At 71.6% G+C, this 14162-nt stretch carries 12 protein-coding genes; 3 read left to right on the top strand and 9 right to left on the bottom strand.

Translation table 11 applies throughout. The features are described 5' to 3' along the window. On the bottom strand, positions 1-1215 hold a 1215-nt coding region (locus AB0K82_RS40390; protein ID WP_364407740.1), incomplete at its 3' end, for a hypothetical protein. Positions 1216-1325: 110 nt separating this feature from the next. Here AB0K82_RS40390 and AB0K82_RS40385 point away from each other — a divergent pair. After that, positions 1326-3512 carry an AAA family ATPase gene (locus AB0K82_RS40385; RefSeq protein ID WP_364407738.1) on the top strand — a complete coding sequence of 729 codons (2187 nt, stop codon included), beginning with the start codon at positions 1326-1328 and terminating at the stop codon, positions 3510-3512. 23 nt (positions 3513-3535) lie between these two features. Here the strand turns inward: AB0K82_RS40385 and AB0K82_RS40380 are convergent, their stop codons facing one another. The 7 genes from AB0K82_RS40380 to AB0K82_RS40350 form a co-directional block, all read right to left on the bottom strand. Continuing rightward, positions 3536-4357 carry a helix-turn-helix transcriptional regulator gene (locus AB0K82_RS40380; RefSeq protein WP_364407736.1) on the bottom strand — a complete coding sequence of 274 codons (822 nt, stop codon included), beginning with the start codon at positions 4355-4357 and terminating at the stop codon, positions 3536-3538. 265 nt (positions 4358-4622) lie between these two features. Then, entirely contained in the window at positions 4623-5483 is an 861-nt protein-coding gene (locus tag AB0K82_RS40375; protein WP_364407733.1) for a glycosyltransferase family 2 protein, read from the bottom strand. A 52-nt stretch (positions 5484-5535) separates the two neighbouring features. Continuing rightward, positions 5536-6327, bottom strand: a complete 792-nt coding sequence (locus tag AB0K82_RS40370; protein ID WP_364407731.1) for a CDP-alcohol phosphatidyltransferase family protein — start codon at positions 6325-6327, stop codon at positions 5536-5538. Further along, positions 6305-7360, bottom strand: a complete 1056-nt coding sequence (locus tag AB0K82_RS40365; RefSeq protein ID WP_364407745.1) for an iron-containing alcohol dehydrogenase family protein — start codon at positions 7358-7360, stop codon at positions 6305-6307. The genes AB0K82_RS40370 and AB0K82_RS40365 overlap by 23 nt, the downstream gene beginning before the upstream one ends. A 17-nt stretch (positions 7361-7377) precedes the next feature. Then, entirely contained in the window at positions 7378-8109 is a 732-nt protein-coding gene (locus AB0K82_RS40360) for a phosphocholine cytidylyltransferase family protein (protein ID WP_364407729.1), read from the bottom strand. After that, positions 8106-8792, bottom strand: coding sequence for a DUF5941 domain-containing protein (locus AB0K82_RS40355; RefSeq protein ID WP_364407726.1), 687 nt, complete (start codon positions 8790-8792; stop codon positions 8106-8108). Before AB0K82_RS40355 ends, AB0K82_RS40360 begins: the two co-directional genes overlap by 4 nt. After that, a complete protein-coding gene (locus AB0K82_RS40350; protein WP_364407723.1) occupies positions 8789-10444 on the bottom strand; it encodes a CDP-alcohol phosphatidyltransferase family protein in 1656 nt (551 codons plus the stop codon). The genes AB0K82_RS40355 and AB0K82_RS40350 overlap by 4 nt, the downstream gene beginning before the upstream one ends. Positions 10445-10673: 229 nt before the next feature. Here AB0K82_RS40350 and ispD point away from each other — a divergent pair, with 229 nt between their 5' ends. Continuing rightward, a complete protein-coding gene (ispD, locus tag AB0K82_RS40345) occupies positions 10674-11393 on the top strand; it encodes a 2-C-methyl-D-erythritol 4-phosphate cytidylyltransferase (protein WP_364407721.1) in 720 nt (239 codons plus the stop codon). Here the strand turns inward: ispD and AB0K82_RS40340 are convergent. Continuing rightward, positions 11356-12372 (bottom strand): glycosyltransferase family 2 protein, encoded by a 1017-nt coding sequence (locus AB0K82_RS40340; protein WP_364407718.1) that lies wholly within the window; start codon positions 12370-12372, stop codon positions 11356-11358. The genes ispD and AB0K82_RS40340 overlap by 38 nt on opposite strands. A gap of 81 nt (positions 12373-12453) precedes the next feature. Between AB0K82_RS40340 and AB0K82_RS40335 the strand changes: the two genes are divergently transcribed. Continuing rightward, complete coding sequence (locus tag AB0K82_RS40335) at positions 12454-14088, top strand: LCP family protein (RefSeq protein WP_364407715.1); 1635 nt, start codon at positions 12454-12456, stop codon at positions 14086-14088. The last annotated feature ends 74 nt before the right edge of the window (positions 14089-14162 follow it).

The raw sequence follows: 14162 nt of genomic DNA, 5'->3' as shown, positions 1-14162 counted from the left end.
GGCGACGTAGAGCAGCCCGCCGCCCGCGGCGAGCCAGGGCCGTACGCCGTCCAGGCCCGCCCGCAGGACGACGGGGATCGGCACCGTCGTGCCGTTCCCGCTGACCGGGTCGATGACGTCCACTCCGGCGGGCAGCAGCGGATCGGCGAGCCGGGACCGCAGCCCGTACACCAGTCCGCCCGCGACCGAGAGGGCGCTGTAACCGGGCATGTCCCGATGCCAGGACGACGAGCCCGACGCGATGTCCACCGACTCGAGGCGACGCGTCGGCGTCGCGTCCTCGGGCCGCCGCCCGGTCTCGTAGGCGACGAGCAGATGCCCGGCGGTCACCGCCATCGGGCACATGTCGCGGCACAGGTCCTGACCGGCGCGGTTGAGGAAGACCCGCCCCTTCTGGTCGAACGCCTGCAGCGACGAGCCGTCGAAGACGACCGTGACGCCGCCGCCGACCGCGAGCGCCGACCGGGCGGTGTTCCGGGTGACGACCGTGAAGTCCGTACGTCCCTTGACCGGGTCGACGACCAGGATCCGGTCACTGGCGCCGCAGTCGATGCTGAAGGCGGCGATCTGCTCGCTGCTGTCCGACGCGTACGGCACCGCCTCGGGCAGCAGGCAGCCGTGCGGGAGCCGCTTGGACCACAGTCGCCGCCCCGTCGTCGCCGACCGGCCGTACAGCGTGTGCCGCCCGTCCTCGGTGACGAACACCACTCCTCCGGCGGCCGGCCAGCGCAGCGTCGTCCGGTCGATGGCGGCGGGTACGTCGCCCCGCTGCCGCCACAGCAGCGTGCCGTGCACCGCGTCCAGGCCGACCATGAGGCGGTTGCCGCGATGCCCGGTGCGTTCGAGGTAGGCGATGAGGACCTGTCCCGTGCGCGCCCAGCCGAGCATCGACCACTCGGCGCGGTAGTAGTGCCAGCGCTCCCGGCCCGTGCGCGCGTCCCGGACGTCGAGGCCGTGCCCGGACACGACGACGAGCTGGCCGTCCATGATGGCGTACGCCACCCGGTCGTAGGCGGGCAGGTCGCTGTCGCCGACGGGCGTGCTGAGCTGCCAGCTCGTGGTCACCGGCGTCGCCGGCGGGCCGAGGTCGGCCAGCGGCGGCTGCGGCGCGTGCGTGACGGTGCGGTTCACCTGCCACCACTCCGCCTGGAGGACGAAATGGTCGGCCAGCACCCCACCGACGATCACGGTCAGCAGGGCCGTCAGGACGCTCATCACGATGTGCCTACGGCTCCGCGCGGACTCGACCGTGATCACCCCTTCCCATGTGCGCCACGCACTGCCGAGCGTACGGGGTTCCGCGTCCGCGCACCGATAATTGGTCCATGGTCCCGACCGTCAAGGACGAGCAGATCGCCGCGGAACAGTCCCGCGTCGACGAAGCCTACGCACGCCTCGAGGAGATGCGCGCAGGCGCTCGCCGGATGCTGGAGGAGGGCTACCGCCAGGCCCAGGCCGGGACGAAGGGGTCGCTCGTCGACCGGGACGCGATGGTCCACCAGGCGGCCGTCCGCAGCCACGCGCTGGACGTCGCCGAGGAGGGCCTCGTCTTCGGCCGCCTCGACCTGGTCGGCGGCGAGACGCTGTACGTCGGGCGGATCGGCGTCCGCACCGGCGAGCACGACTCGCTCGTCATCGACTGGCGCGCTCCGGCGGCCGAGGCCTTCTACCGCGCCACCCCCGAGGACCCCCGCGGCGTCGTACGCCGGCGGGTGCTGCACTGCCGGGGCCGCAAGGTCGTCGACCTGGAGGACGACCTGCTCATCCCCGACGCCCGGCCGGACCTGACCATCGTCGGCGACGGGGCGTTCCTGGCCTCGCTGGCCCGCAGCCGGGAGGGGACGATGCGCGACATCGTCGCCACGATCCAGCGCGAGCAGGACGAGGTGATCCGCGCCTCCGCCGACGGCACCGTCATCGTGCAGGGCGGCCCCGGCACCGGCAAGACCGCCGTCGCCCTGCACCGGGTGGCGTACCTGCTGTTCCGGCACCGGCGCAGGTTCGGCTCACGCGGCGTGCTGATCCTCGGCCCGAACCCGCGTTTCACCGCGTACATCGAACGCGTGCTGCCGTCCCTGGGCGAGGGCGGCGCCACCCTGCGCTCGCTCGGCGACCTCGTGCCGGGCGCCGCGGCGGCCGCGCACGACGCCCCGGAACTCGCCCGCGTGAAGGGCGCCGCGATGATGACGCGCGTCCTGCGGCGTGCCGTGCAGGACGCCCCGCCGGACGGCCCGGACATCCTCCGCACCGTCTACCGCGGGGTCGTGGTGACGCTGGACCGCGAGCCACTGGACCGCATCCGCCGGGAGGTGCACCGCACCGCCCACGGCTCGGTCAACACCGCCTACCCCCGAGCCGCCGACCTGCTCCTCGGCGCGCTCTGGGAGCGGTTCTGCGAGGTCGGCGGGCTGGACGACGCGCCGGGGACGAAGCGCGCGGCGTTCACCGCGCACGTCCGCGACGAGCGGCGCTTCGTCGAGTTCCTGCGCGACTGGTGGCCGGTCCGCCGTCCCGCCGACGTGCTGCGCGCGCTCACCGACCCCGACCGCCTGCGCCGCGCCGCCGGCCGCTCGCTGAACGACCGGCAGGTCCGGCTGCTCGCGGAGTCCTGGCGCGGCCCCTGGTCCTACCTCGACATCGCGCTGCTCGACGAGATCGGCGCGATCCTGGGCCCCCCACCGCGGCCGCCGCGTGGCAGGAAGCGCAAGGCGGAGGACCCGTTCGTCATCGACGGCGTCAACGTCTTCACCGGCGAACGCGTCGAGGTGGAGGACGACGACGAGCCGACGCTGCGCGAGCTCACGACGTACATCGAACGCCGCGAGCAGGCGATGCGCCGCGGCGACGAGGACGACGCGGACCTGCCCGTGGAGTACGCCCACATCGTCGTCGACGAGGCGCAGGACCTGTCGCCGACGCAGTGGCGCATGCTGGGCAGGCGCGGCCGGTCGGCCACCTGGACCATCGTGGCCGACCCGGCCCAGAGCGCCTGGGAGGACTCCGCCGCCGCGCGCAAGGCGCTGGACACCGCGCTCGGCCGCCGGCCGCGGCACGCGTTCGAGCTGACCACCAACTACCGCAACTCGGTGGAGATCGCGGACGTGGCCGCGCGGGTGCTGGCCCGTGCGGTCCCCGAGGCCCGGCCGGCCCGCGCCGTACGCGCCTCGGGCCACCGCCCGGTGATCCGGCACGTTGCGGAGCTCGACGGCAACGTGCGCGCCGAGGCCGCCGCCCTGGCCGAGGCGGTCGAGGGCACCGTCGGCGTCATCCTGCCGGTGGGTCACCCGGCCCCGCCCCTGCCCGGCCTGCCCGAGCGGGTGCAGGTCCTGGACGCGCTCGAGGCGAAGGGCCTGGAGTTCGACGCGGCGCTGATCGTCGAGCCGGGTGAGATCGCGGACTACGCGCGGACGGGCCTGCGCACGCTGTACGTCGCCGTCTCCCGCGCCACCCAGCGCCTGACCGTCCTCACCACCGCCCCGGACTGGCAGGAGCTGCTGTCCGGCGCCGGGTGACTCGGTTCCGGCGAAGGGCGGACTCAGTCGGTCCGGCGCATCCGATCCAGAACCCTGCGCGCATAGCGATCGGCCGTCTCGACCTCCGCGAGCGGCACGAGGGGAAGCCGCACCCGGGTCAGCATGGGCATCGCGCGCAGAAGCGAGGTCGCCCGCGCACAGTCCTGGGACAGGTCCTCGATGTCGGCCCACAGCACCGGCGCGAGCTCGTCCACCAGCCGGATCCGGAATCTCCCGTGCCGGCACTCGTAGCTGAACGCGTCAGGCCCGGACGGTTGCGTCGTTGCTCCGTCCCGGCGGGCCAACGCCGCCATGTCCGCCTCCGCCTCCCTCGGATCGTTCGAGGCGGAGGCACTCCACTGGAGCCAGAAGACGCTCCAGCGGGAGGCTCTCATCTCGTTGAGCAGCACTGTCAGCCGGTCCAGTGAGTCGTCATCGCGTGGCACCGCCATCTCGAAGGCCGTGACCGGAACGGGTGCCCCCTGCAGTGCGGCCGCCATGAGCCCGTCCGCCATGTACGGCGTCTCGGCGAACCAGGAGACGAACGGAGTGAACTCGATCTCCCAGTCGGCGATCCGTTCCTGCAGCGGCCGACCGGCCGCCTCGGCGATGGCCGCGTCGATCGCCTCCCACCTCGGCTGGGTCTCCAGATGCAGCTCCAGCTCCATCGCCCCCAGGATCCGATCGGCGAGCGGAAGACTGACGTTGCGCGTGCCCCGTTCGATGGCGCTCAGGGTTGCCACACTGGCGTCGCACAGGTCGGCGAGGCCTCGTAGGGACAGCCGCCGGGTCGTCCTCGCCTGCTTGATCAGCGTCCCGATCCGCTGATTGCTCCCTCCGGACATGACAACAATCATCCGCCGTGAAGCCGGTCCGCATCCACCGCCATCCGCGGGCTGTGGACAACGCCGCACCAGGCCCGAGGGTTCCAGACCCCGAGAAACGAGGTCGCAGGGGGACGCCCTCTTCTTCAGGACCGTCTACTGAGACGAGATTCTTCTCGCGTGAGTAGACGGCCCCGAAAAAGACATGGCCCCCCGGAGTTGCTTTCCGTACCGGTTCGTGGCGTTCTGCCGCGTTGGTCGGGCCAGCGCCTGCTCGCGGGAACCGTTAGATGATGGGGGGACGGCCGAGGCGGGTCATGCGCCAGACGGTACGCCAGGAGATGGGGCGGCGCCTGCCCGCGGGCTTTCGCCAGCCCTCCAGGAAGCCGCTGAACCAGGGGCGCAGCGCGGCCGGCTTGCGTTCGCGCAGGAGCGTCATCCCCACCCACACGCCGAGGTAGGCGAAGACGAGCGGCCACGGCAGGTTGCGCCGGGCCAGCCAGACGCGGTTACGGGCGTTGAGCCGGTAGAACATCTCGTGCCGGGTCGGCGCGACCGCCGGGTGGAACATCACCGACTCGGCGTCGTACACGATGCGATAGCCGGCGTTCAGCGCCTGCCAGGCGAGGTCGGTCTCCTCGTGGGCGTAGAAGAAATCCTCCGGGAGCCCGCCCGCGACGTCGAACACGGCGCGGCGCATCGCGCAGGCGCCGCCGAGGAACGTCGTGACGTCCGACGAGCGGAGCGGGTCGCCGGCGCGGAGCCGGGGGACGTGCCGTCGCTCCCCCGGACCGCCCTCGGGGTCGCGCACCCGGAAGGACACGATGCCGAGCTTGGAATCCCGGGTGAACATGTCCCGCAGCCGGGCGCCGAGGTCCATCGACTCGTACCAGCCGTCGTCGTCGAGGAAGAGGATGAGCTCCCCGGACGACGCCTCGACGCCCCGGTTGCGGCCGCCCGGGATGCCGAGGTTCTCCGGCAGGCGGACGACCTTGACGTTCTCCGGCCAGGAGCCGGGGACGTCCGCGCCGTTGCCGACGAGGATCACCTCGACCTCGACGCCGACCTGGCCCAGCGCGCTCTTGACGGCGCGTTCGAGCTCGACCGGCCGGTTCCCCATGGTCAGCACGACGACGGAGATCCTCATGCGCGCCTCCATGACTCACCGTGAACCCGGTGGGGGTTCACCTCGGACAGCCTCATTTGAGCCTCCGGGACGCGACGATGCTGACGAAGTGCAGGCCCGTCTGGAGGACGGCGACGACCGCGACGGCGACGGCCAGCACACGCGTGGCGGTCAGACCGTGCGTCAGGTGGTCGACGACCGCGGCGACCACGATGAGCAGGGACAACTCGACCGCGCCGATGATGCGGTGGAACTTGAGCAGGGAGGCGGCCTCGCGGGCCAGCGCCAGTCCGGTGGACTCCGGGCGCAGCGCCCGGTCCCCGGTCGCGGGATCCGCGGGCAGGCCCGACTTGGCGCGGGCGACCACGACGTTGTCGGTCTCGGCCTTGATCAGCGCCGCGCCGAGCGCGGCGAGCAGGCCGAGTTCGACGTAGCCGCCGTTCTCCCACGCGCCCTGGGCGCGCACGCCGAGGCCCGCCAGCAGCGTGACCTCCGACATGTAGTGCCCGATCCGGTCGAGGAAGATGCCGGTGATGGACGTCCGTTTGCGGAACCGGGCGACCTCGCCGTCGGAGCAGTCCAGCAGCAGGTAGGCCTGGATCAGCACGGCGCCGACGATGGCCCAGACCAGGCCCGCCGTTCCGCGGCCGTCGACCGCGACGGCCACGCCGCCCAGCATGCCGCAGACGATCATCATGTAGGTGAGCTGGTTCGGGGAGAACCCGATCCGGATGAACAGCCAGGTGAACAGCGGCGAGATGCTGCGCATGTACAGCCGTCCCGCCCAGTGCTCTTCGTTCCGGCGTTCCTTGAGGCCGGGTGGCTGTCCGCCCGCCCGGACGTCAGCCAGCGAAGGTGCCGACATATTCGCGTACCGCTTTCAGCACAGCGCCCTCGTCGAGTCCGAGGTGCTCGAGGATGGTGTATCGGCCAGGCCGTGTCTGGGGAGCGTAGAGCACCGCCTCGGCGAACTGCTCCTCGGTCAGACCGATGTCTTGCGGAGTCTTGGGCAGCCCGTGACGGTCCAGGCATGCCACGATCTGCTTGAGGCGTTCCGCGCCCTCACCGAGGTGGGTGGCGCGCAGGTGGTAGCAGAACGCCGCGCCGATCCCCGCCAGCTCGCCGTGGTTGGCGGTGCCGGGGAACAGCTGGTCGATCGCGTGCAGGATCTCGTGGTCGCCGCCGCTCGACGGGCGCGAGGACCCGGCGAACGACATCGCCATCCCCGACAGCACGAGCCCCTCGGCCAGCACGGTGAGGAACTCGTCCGACTCGATCGACCTGGGCTGGTAGATGAGCGCCTCGGCGGCCGTACGGGCGAGGGTCAGCGCGAGCCGGTCGATCGGGTCGCCCTGCTCCCGGCCCGCCAGCAGCCAGTCGTCGACCGCCGAGAAGTTGCTCAGCACGTCGCCGACCCCGGCGCGGACGAGCCGGTCCGGCGCGGCGCGCACGTAGTCCAGGTCGACGACCATGGCCAGCGGCATCGTCACGCCGAAGGTGTTCTTGCCCTTCTCGTGCTCCAGGGAGGCCGTGGGCGAGCAGATGCCGTCGTGGGAGAGGTTCGTGGCGACGGAGACCATCGGCATGCCGGCGAGGGTCGCGGCGTACTTCGTGGCGTCGATGGTCCGGCCGCCGCCGATGCCGACGACCGCCTCGTACGAGCCGCTGCGCAGCCGGGAGCCGAGCTCCACGGCGGCGTCGACCGTGCCGCCGTCGACGTGGAACACCTCGCACGCCTGCAGGCTCGGCCGTATGTGCTCGGCGATCTGGTCGCCCTGCCCCGGCCCGACCGCGATGGCGACGCGGCCCTCCGTGGCGATCCGCCGGTCCGCGAGCAGCTCCCCGAGGTGGGCGATGGCCCCGCGCCGCACGTCGATGGACAGCGGCGCGGGGAGCATCCGCGTGAGCAGCGGCATCAGTATTCCTTGGCGATCCGGCGGGCCTTCTCCAGGTCGTCGTGGTTGTCGACCTCGACCCAGTCGACCGCGCCGATCGGGGCCACCGAGATCTTGCCGCCGCGGTTCACCAGCTCCTGGTAGCCGTCCTCGTAGTACAGGTCCGGGTCGCGCTCCCAGGTGGCCTGCAGGGCGGCGGCGAGCGGCTCGGCGGCGGCCGGCTCCAGCAGGGTGGCGCCGATGTACTCGCCGTACGCCTCGGAGGGGTCCATCAGCTTCGTGATGCGCTGAAGGTGCCCGTCGGCGTCGAGGATGACCTTCATCTCCTCGTCGGCGAGCTTCTTGACGTCGTCGACCGCGAGGAGGATGTCCGGGCCGCGGTTCTCCAGGAGGGTCTTCTCGACGCTCACCGGGTGCACCGTGTCGCCGTTGACCATGAGGACGCCCTCGCCGAAGTGCTCACGCGCCAGCCACATGGAGTAGGCGTTGTTCCACTCCTCGGCCTTGTCGTTGTGCACGAGCGTGATGGACACGCCGTACCGGCTCTCCAGCGCGGCCTTGCGCTGCTCGACCGCCCCCGCGCAGTAGCCGACGACGATGACGACGTCGGTGAGCTCGACCTCCGCGAGGTTGCCGAGCGCGATGTCGAGAATCGTCGTGTCACCGTCGACCGGCACCAGGGCCTTGGGCAGCGTGTCAGTGTACGGACGGAGACGTCGCCCCGCTCCCGCGGCCAGAACCATGCCGATCATGAGCCGGCTTCCTCCTCATCCTCGAGATTGACCATCACGCCCTTGCCGGTACCGGTCCGCACCCAGGTGTAGACGCTCTCGATGCCGAACAACAGGGCGAAGTAGACACCGAGCACCGCCAGGACGATGGGCAGTTTGCCCGCGAGCGTGGCGGCCGCCGCGATCAGCAGGCGGCCCTCCCAGCCGAGGCCGGCCACGAACACCCATCGGGCCGGCCACAGCCGCTGGCGCGTGCGGTAGACGGTGTCGTAGTGGTGGTAGGCCAGCACGCCCAGGAAGGCGTAGACCAGCGGCTTGGAAACGTCGTGGGAGAAGCCCAGCGTCGCCAGGTAACCGTACTCGATCGCCCGCATGATCGGCGGCACGAGCCAGTCCAGCCGTCCGCTGTGCGGATGCGTCGAACCGGGGCCGGCCAGCAGCAGCACCAGCACCGGAGCGAAGATCGCCGGGCTGGTCTGGCCGCTGACGCCCACGCCGAGCAGGATCGCGGTGACGATGCCGGCGACGAGCAGCGGGAGCAGCGGCGGAAGCTGCCCCTTGGTCAGCCGGCCCAGGACGTGGGCGATGGGACCGTCGTCGCGGTAGGCGACCAGCCGGCTGCCGTGGTAGGCGAGCTCGGCGTCGGGTGCGGGGGCGGCGGCGGGCCTGTCGGCCGCCGCGGACATACCGGGAAGCACACTCATTGCGAAACCGCCACCGACCTGGGCTGGGTGAGGGACCGAAGGATGCGGCCGGCGATCGTGTAGAACGCGGCGACGCCGCCCCACGAGAGCAGTGCGATGAACGTCACCTGCGCGTTGAACAGCGCCGCCGTGAGGGCGATGAGCGCGAACCGCTCGCCGATCGGAAGCACGATCATCTTCTTGAACCAGTGGAAGACGCGGACCTTCTCCGAGCGCGCGGACAGCCACACCGCGAGGTGGCTCAGGCCGCTGCCCTTGGGCCGGCTCTTCGTCGGCTCCGGCTCGTCCAGCACGCTGTCGCTGGGCATGCCGAGCGGAACGATCGGGATGGGCTCCGGCGGCAGGCGCCGCTTCGAGGCGCCGAACGCGAAGTCCACCATGTGCCGGCAGGTCTGCGCCGTGATGGCGGTCGCGGCGAGGTACCACACGTCGCCGCCGTGCACCGAGCTGCCGACCGCGGCCGCGGTCGAGCCCGCCGCGAGACCGGCGAACACGGTGTACTCCTTGGCCCGGTCGAACGTCGCGTCGAGCCAGGCGCCGAGCGTGCTGAACTGCCGCGTGTAGCGGGCGAGCTGCCCGTCCACGCAGTCGAAGACGAACGCGAAGTACAGCGAGAAGGCGCCGAGGATCATCCCCCACCGCTGACCGGTGGAGAAGAAGCCCGCGGCCACCACCGAGATCCCCATCGAGATCGCGGTGACGAAGTTCGGCGTCCAGCCGCGCTTGCCGCACCAGCGCGCGATGTAGCGCGAGTAGGTGCTGACCGCGTACGTCGTGAAGAAGCCGTCGTTGTTCTTGACCGCCGCGGCGAGCCGGACCTTGTCCTCGTCGACGGAGTCGATGGCCCGCTGGGCCGCGTCCGCCTGCGTCTGTTCGAGGACCCGCTCGCACACCAGCGTGCTGTTGCCGCGGCCGGTGACCTTCACGCCCGAGCGGACCAGACCGACGACGAGCAGAGCCGGCGCGTCGTCTCCGGTGATCGGGGTGGTGGCCAGGGCGCCCAGGTGCTCGCCGCCGACCTGTTCGATCTCGACGTCCCCGGTGTCCTCCGGGTCCTGCCACAGCCGACGGAGTGGGCTGATCTCCGTGAAGCCGCCGGGCTTGTCGGCCAGGTCGGCGAGCTTGTCGGCCACCACGGCGAGCGTCCCGGTCTCCTCCTGGGAGACCCGCACGACGCCGCGGAAGACGGCGTTCGGGTCGGTCACCTGGTGGAATGGGGAGCCCGCGGACGCGATGCGGCCCTTGCGGATTCGGATGAGGGGGCGGGTCAGCTCCTCGTCGTTCACCCGCACGCGGGCGACGACGGCGGACGCGGGCGCCTTGGAGTTGTAGACGAGCCGGGCGAGCACCTCGCGGTGGGCGACGACGTCACCGTGCATGACGAGCATCGGCCGCTTCGCGGCGCGGGCGACCCGGGCGATCTCGCGCAGGTCGTCGGCGAGCCCCTTGGACTCGACGACCTCGCAGCCGGCCTCCCGCAGGGCGGCGGCGAACTCGGGACGGGCTATCACGCGTCGATCGGCGACATCGAGGGACTCGAGCTGGGCGAGCAATCGGGTGACGACGGCGACGCCGCCCGGGAGTGTGAGGCCGGCCGTCGGCGTGGACCCGGACGCGACCGCCTCGGTCGCGAGAACCACTGCCAACGTCATCGGCACCCTCCGAAGATCATCTGTGTAGTCCTCAGGTCTGGGGTGGGGGTCTCTCTCCGGCCAAGGCCGTGAGATGCGAGCGCCGACCATACCGCGACCGTCGCGGCGCCGCCTCCTCGCCGTAAACATCCGTTCAGCCGGGTGACGCGGCAAAGGTCCCCATAGGTTACCGCTGCCGACGCGCGGTAGGCCCTCACGACGGAACGTGGCGGACAGTAAAGTGCGGCGAATGAGAACCGTTGCGGTCGTCCTCGCCGGTGGGACGGGACTGCGCCTCGGGCTCGGCGCGCCGAAGCAGTTGGCGGCGGTGGGCGGTCGCCCCATTCTGGCCCGTGCGATCGAGGCGTTCGAATCGGCGCCGGACGTCGACGAGGTCGTCGTCGTGATGGCCGCCGGCCACGTGCCGGAGGCCGAGGTCATCGCCAAGCCGTACGCCAAGGTGACCCGCGTCGTCGAGGGCGGCGCCACGCGTACGGAGTCGACGCTGCGCGCGCTCGCCGCGCTGGCACACGAGCCCGGCGACACGCGCGTGCTGTTCCACGACGCCGCCCGCCCGTTCGTGGACGCCCGGATCATCGCCGAGTGCGTCGCCACGCTGGAGCGCGAAGAGGTCGTCGCGGTCGCGGTGCCCTCGTCCGACACCGTGGTGGTGGTCGAGGGCGACCGGGTGGTCGAGATGCCGCGCCGGGACGCGCTGCGGCGCTTCCAGACGCCGCAGGGCTTCCGGCTCGCCGTCATCCGCACGGCGTACGAGCGGGCACTGGCCGATCCGGAGTTCGCCGAGCGGCCTCCGACGGACGACTGCGGCGTCGTGCACCGCTACCTGCCCGAGACGCCCATCCGGGTCGTCCCGGGCAGCGAGCAGAACATCAAGATCACGCACCCGGTCGATCTGCTGATCGCCGAACAGATCACCGCCCGGGAGAACGGCCCAGGCTCGGCGGGCTGAGCAGGAAGCCGGCCCCCCACGCGAGGTGCATCGTCGCGTACACCAGCGGCAGCCGCGCCCACGCCGAGAACGGCAGGCCCCGCCCGGTCGCGACCGAGCCGGCGAGGATCGCGGCGGCGTAGCCGCCGGGGATGATCCAGCCGGGCCAGAAGCCGACCGCGCCCGCGATCACCCCGGCGGCGATCGCGACCACGGCGATCGGCGGCGCGAGGTAGCGCAGGTTGAGGGTGCCCTGGTGCTCGCGGCCGACGACGCGCCGCCACTTGCCGGTGTGGAAGAACTGCTTGGCCAGCGCCCGGATGTTCGGCCGGGGACGGTACGTCACGCGCATGCGGGGGGTGAACCAGATCTTGCCGCCGGTCTGGCGGATGCGATGGTTCATCTCCCAGTCCTGCGCGCGCACGAACGTCTCGTCGTACCCGCCGACCCGGTCGAGGGCGCTGCGCCGGAAGCTGCCGAGGTAGACGGTGTCCGTCTCCCCGGACTGGCCGCCGACGTGGAACGTCGCGTTGCCGATGCCGATCTTGGTCGTCATCGCGCGCGCGACGGCCTTCTCGAACGACGTGACGCCCTCGGCGGCCATGATGCCGCCGACGTTGTCCGCGCCGGTCTCCTCAAGGGTCTCGACGGCGGCCAGGACATAGTCGGACGGCAGCAGCGAGTGTCCGTCGACGCGGACGATGATGGAGTGCCGGGAGGCCTGGATGCAGGCGTTCAGGCCGTTGGGGGTACGGCCCGTGGGATTCGCGACGACGACGATCCGCGGATCGTCGGCCGCGAGCTTCTCCGCGATCTCCTGCGTACGGTCGCGGGAGGGCCCGACCGCGATGACGAGCTCCAGCTCACCGGGGTAGTCCTGGCCGAGGATGGACCCGACCGCCTCCGCGAGATGCCGCTCCTCGTTGAGCACGGGCATGATCACTGACACGGCCGGCCAGACGCGGTTTCGGGCGACCTGTGTGTTGGGCGAGGGATTCATGACGGCGCCACGCTACTGTACGAACGCGAGGAACGCCGCAATGAAGGCAAGACTTCGCACCCCCCGGAGAGGCGAGCCGTCATGGCACACGACGAGGAGTCCGACCCGCAGGAGCGCTACTTCCGTCCCCGTCCGGGCGCTCCGGGCGACGACGAGGCCGCGGAGGTCGAGGGCGTCGCGCTCGGCGACGCCGAGTCCTCGCACGTACGCGTCGAGCGCCCCTCGCGCGGGGTGTCGGCGACGGTGGCGCCGGACGGCGCGCGGCGGCAGCGCCGGTTCCTGGTCACGACGGGCCTGATGTCCACGGCCGTGCTGCTGTTCTCGGGCGGCGGCTGGGCGTTCCAGGACTACGTCCTGGGCAGCGTGCGGCGCGTCAACGCCTTCGAGGGGCTGAAGAACCGCCCCGACTCCGGGCCCGAGGGCTCGATGAACATCCTGCTGGCCGGCGTCGACCGGCGGGAGGGGCTGACCGACCAGCAGATCAGGGACCTGCACCTGGGCAAGGCCGACGGTGAGCGCTCCGACACGATGATGCTGGTGCACATCTCGTCGAAGCACGACAAGGTCACCGTGGTCAGCATGCCGCGTGACTCCCTGGTCACCATCCCGGCACACAGGTCGAACGGCAGCGAGGGCGCGCGCGGCACGCAGGTCGGCGAGCGGCAGGGCAAGCTGAACTGGACGTACATGTACGGCGGGGCGCCGCTCGCCGTGCAGACGGTGGAGCGCATCACCGGGGTCCACGTCGACCACTACGTCGAGGTCAACTTCCTGGGATTCATCAAGGTCGTGGACGCGCTCGGCGGGGTGACCATCTGCACGAACCAGCCGATCGACGACCCGAAGAGCGGCCTGCGGCTGCCCGTCGGCAAGAGCACCGTGGACGGCAAGACCGGGCTCGCCTACTCCCGCGCCCGCTACACCCTGACCGGCGGCAGCGACCTGGGCCGGATCCAGCGGCAGCAGCAGTTCATGTCGGCCGTGGCGCACAAGGCGCTGAGCGACCCGACCAAGTACCCGGCGGTGCTCAGCGCCGCGCTGAGCACGATCCGGGCCGACAAGGAGTTGTCGAAGGGCACGTTGACGTCCCTGGCGACGCAACTGCGGGGGATGAACACCGACAGCATCGCCTTCACGACGGTGCCGCTGGCCAACCCCGACTACACGACGACGATCGGCGGCATGCGGCAGTCCACCGTGCTGTGGGACGACCGGGCCGCCGGCCGGCTCTTCGACCGGATCCAGCGGGACAAGCCGATCGTCGAGCCAACGAAGGCCGCGCAGAGCGCCTCGGCGAGCGCGTCGCCGACCGTGTCGCACTCCTCGAACCCCGACGCCCTGACCGTGCCCCCGAAGAACATCGACGTGCGGGTCATCAACGGCGTCGGCACTCCCGGGCTGGCCGCCCGGGCGGCCGGTGACCTGCGCGACGCCGGGTTCGGCGCGACCGTGGTGCCGGGTACCCGTCACGGCGCCGGGTCGACGGTCATCCAGTACGGACCGGGCCGGGAGGACTCCGCGCGGACGCTGAAGGCCGCGATCCCGGGGGCGCGGCTGAAGCAGGTGCCCGGGCTCGGCTCGCGCCTGCAGGTCGTGGTGGGCCCGTCCTGGTCCGGGGCGAAGAAGGTCACCGTGAGCGAGCCGGCCAAGGCTCCGGCCGACGACTCCCAGCAGCAGGTGAACGCGAAGACGGCGACGCAGAACCTCTGCAAGTGACTCCAATGTGCCTTTTGACGCGTTCGCTGGACTACTAGCCTTCTGCTGTACCGGCGGCCACGCCGGGGTCGCCG

The organism is Actinoallomurus sp. NPDC052274, from assembly GCF_040679475.1.
Classification (GTDB): Bacteria; Actinomycetota; Actinomycetes; order Streptosporangiales; family Streptosporangiaceae; genus Actinoallomurus; species Actinoallomurus liliacearum.
Note: the sequence above shows the minus strand (reverse complement) of the source record. Positions and strands in the feature narration are given on the sequence as shown.

What these genes read in the sequence shown, in the direction of transcription:
- AB0K82_RS40385 (WP_364407738.1), top strand. Translation starts at nt 1,326, where the DNA reads ATGGTCCCGACCGTCAAGGACGAGCAGATCGCCGCGGAACAGTCCCGC.
- AB0K82_RS40380 (WP_364407736.1), bottom strand. Translation starts at nt 4,357, where the DNA reads ATGTCCGGAGGGAGCAATCAGCGGATCGGGACGCTGATCAAGCAGGCG.
- AB0K82_RS40375 (WP_364407733.1), bottom strand. Translation starts at nt 5,483, where the DNA reads ATGAGGATCTCCGTCGTCGTGCTGACCATGGGGAACCGGCCGGTCGAG.
- AB0K82_RS40370 (WP_364407731.1), bottom strand. Translation starts at nt 6,327, where the DNA reads ATGTCGGCACCTTCGCTGGCTGACGTCCGGGCGGGCGGACAGCCACCC.
- AB0K82_RS40365 (WP_364407745.1), bottom strand. Translation starts at nt 7,360, where the DNA reads ATGCTCCCCGCGCCGCTGTCCATCGACGTGCGGCGCGGGGCCATCGCC.
- AB0K82_RS40360 (WP_364407729.1), bottom strand. Translation starts at nt 8,109, where the DNA reads ATGATCGGCATGGTTCTGGCCGCGGGAGCGGGGCGACGTCTCCGTCCG.
- AB0K82_RS40355 (WP_364407726.1), bottom strand. Translation starts at nt 8,792, where the DNA reads ATGAGTGTGCTTCCCGGTATGTCCGCGGCGGCCGACAGGCCCGCCGCC.
- AB0K82_RS40350 (WP_364407723.1), bottom strand. Translation starts at nt 10,444, where the DNA reads ATGACGTTGGCAGTGGTTCTCGCGACCGAGGCGGTCGCGTCCGGGTCC.
- ispD (WP_364407721.1), top strand. Translation starts at nt 10,674, where the DNA reads ATGAGAACCGTTGCGGTCGTCCTCGCCGGTGGGACGGGACTGCGCCTC.
- AB0K82_RS40340 (WP_364407718.1), bottom strand. Translation starts at nt 12,372, where the DNA reads ATGAATCCCTCGCCCAACACACAGGTCGCCCGAAACCGCGTCTGGCCG.
- AB0K82_RS40335 (WP_364407715.1), top strand. Translation starts at nt 12,454, where the DNA reads ATGGCACACGACGAGGAGTCCGACCCGCAGGAGCGCTACTTCCGTCCC.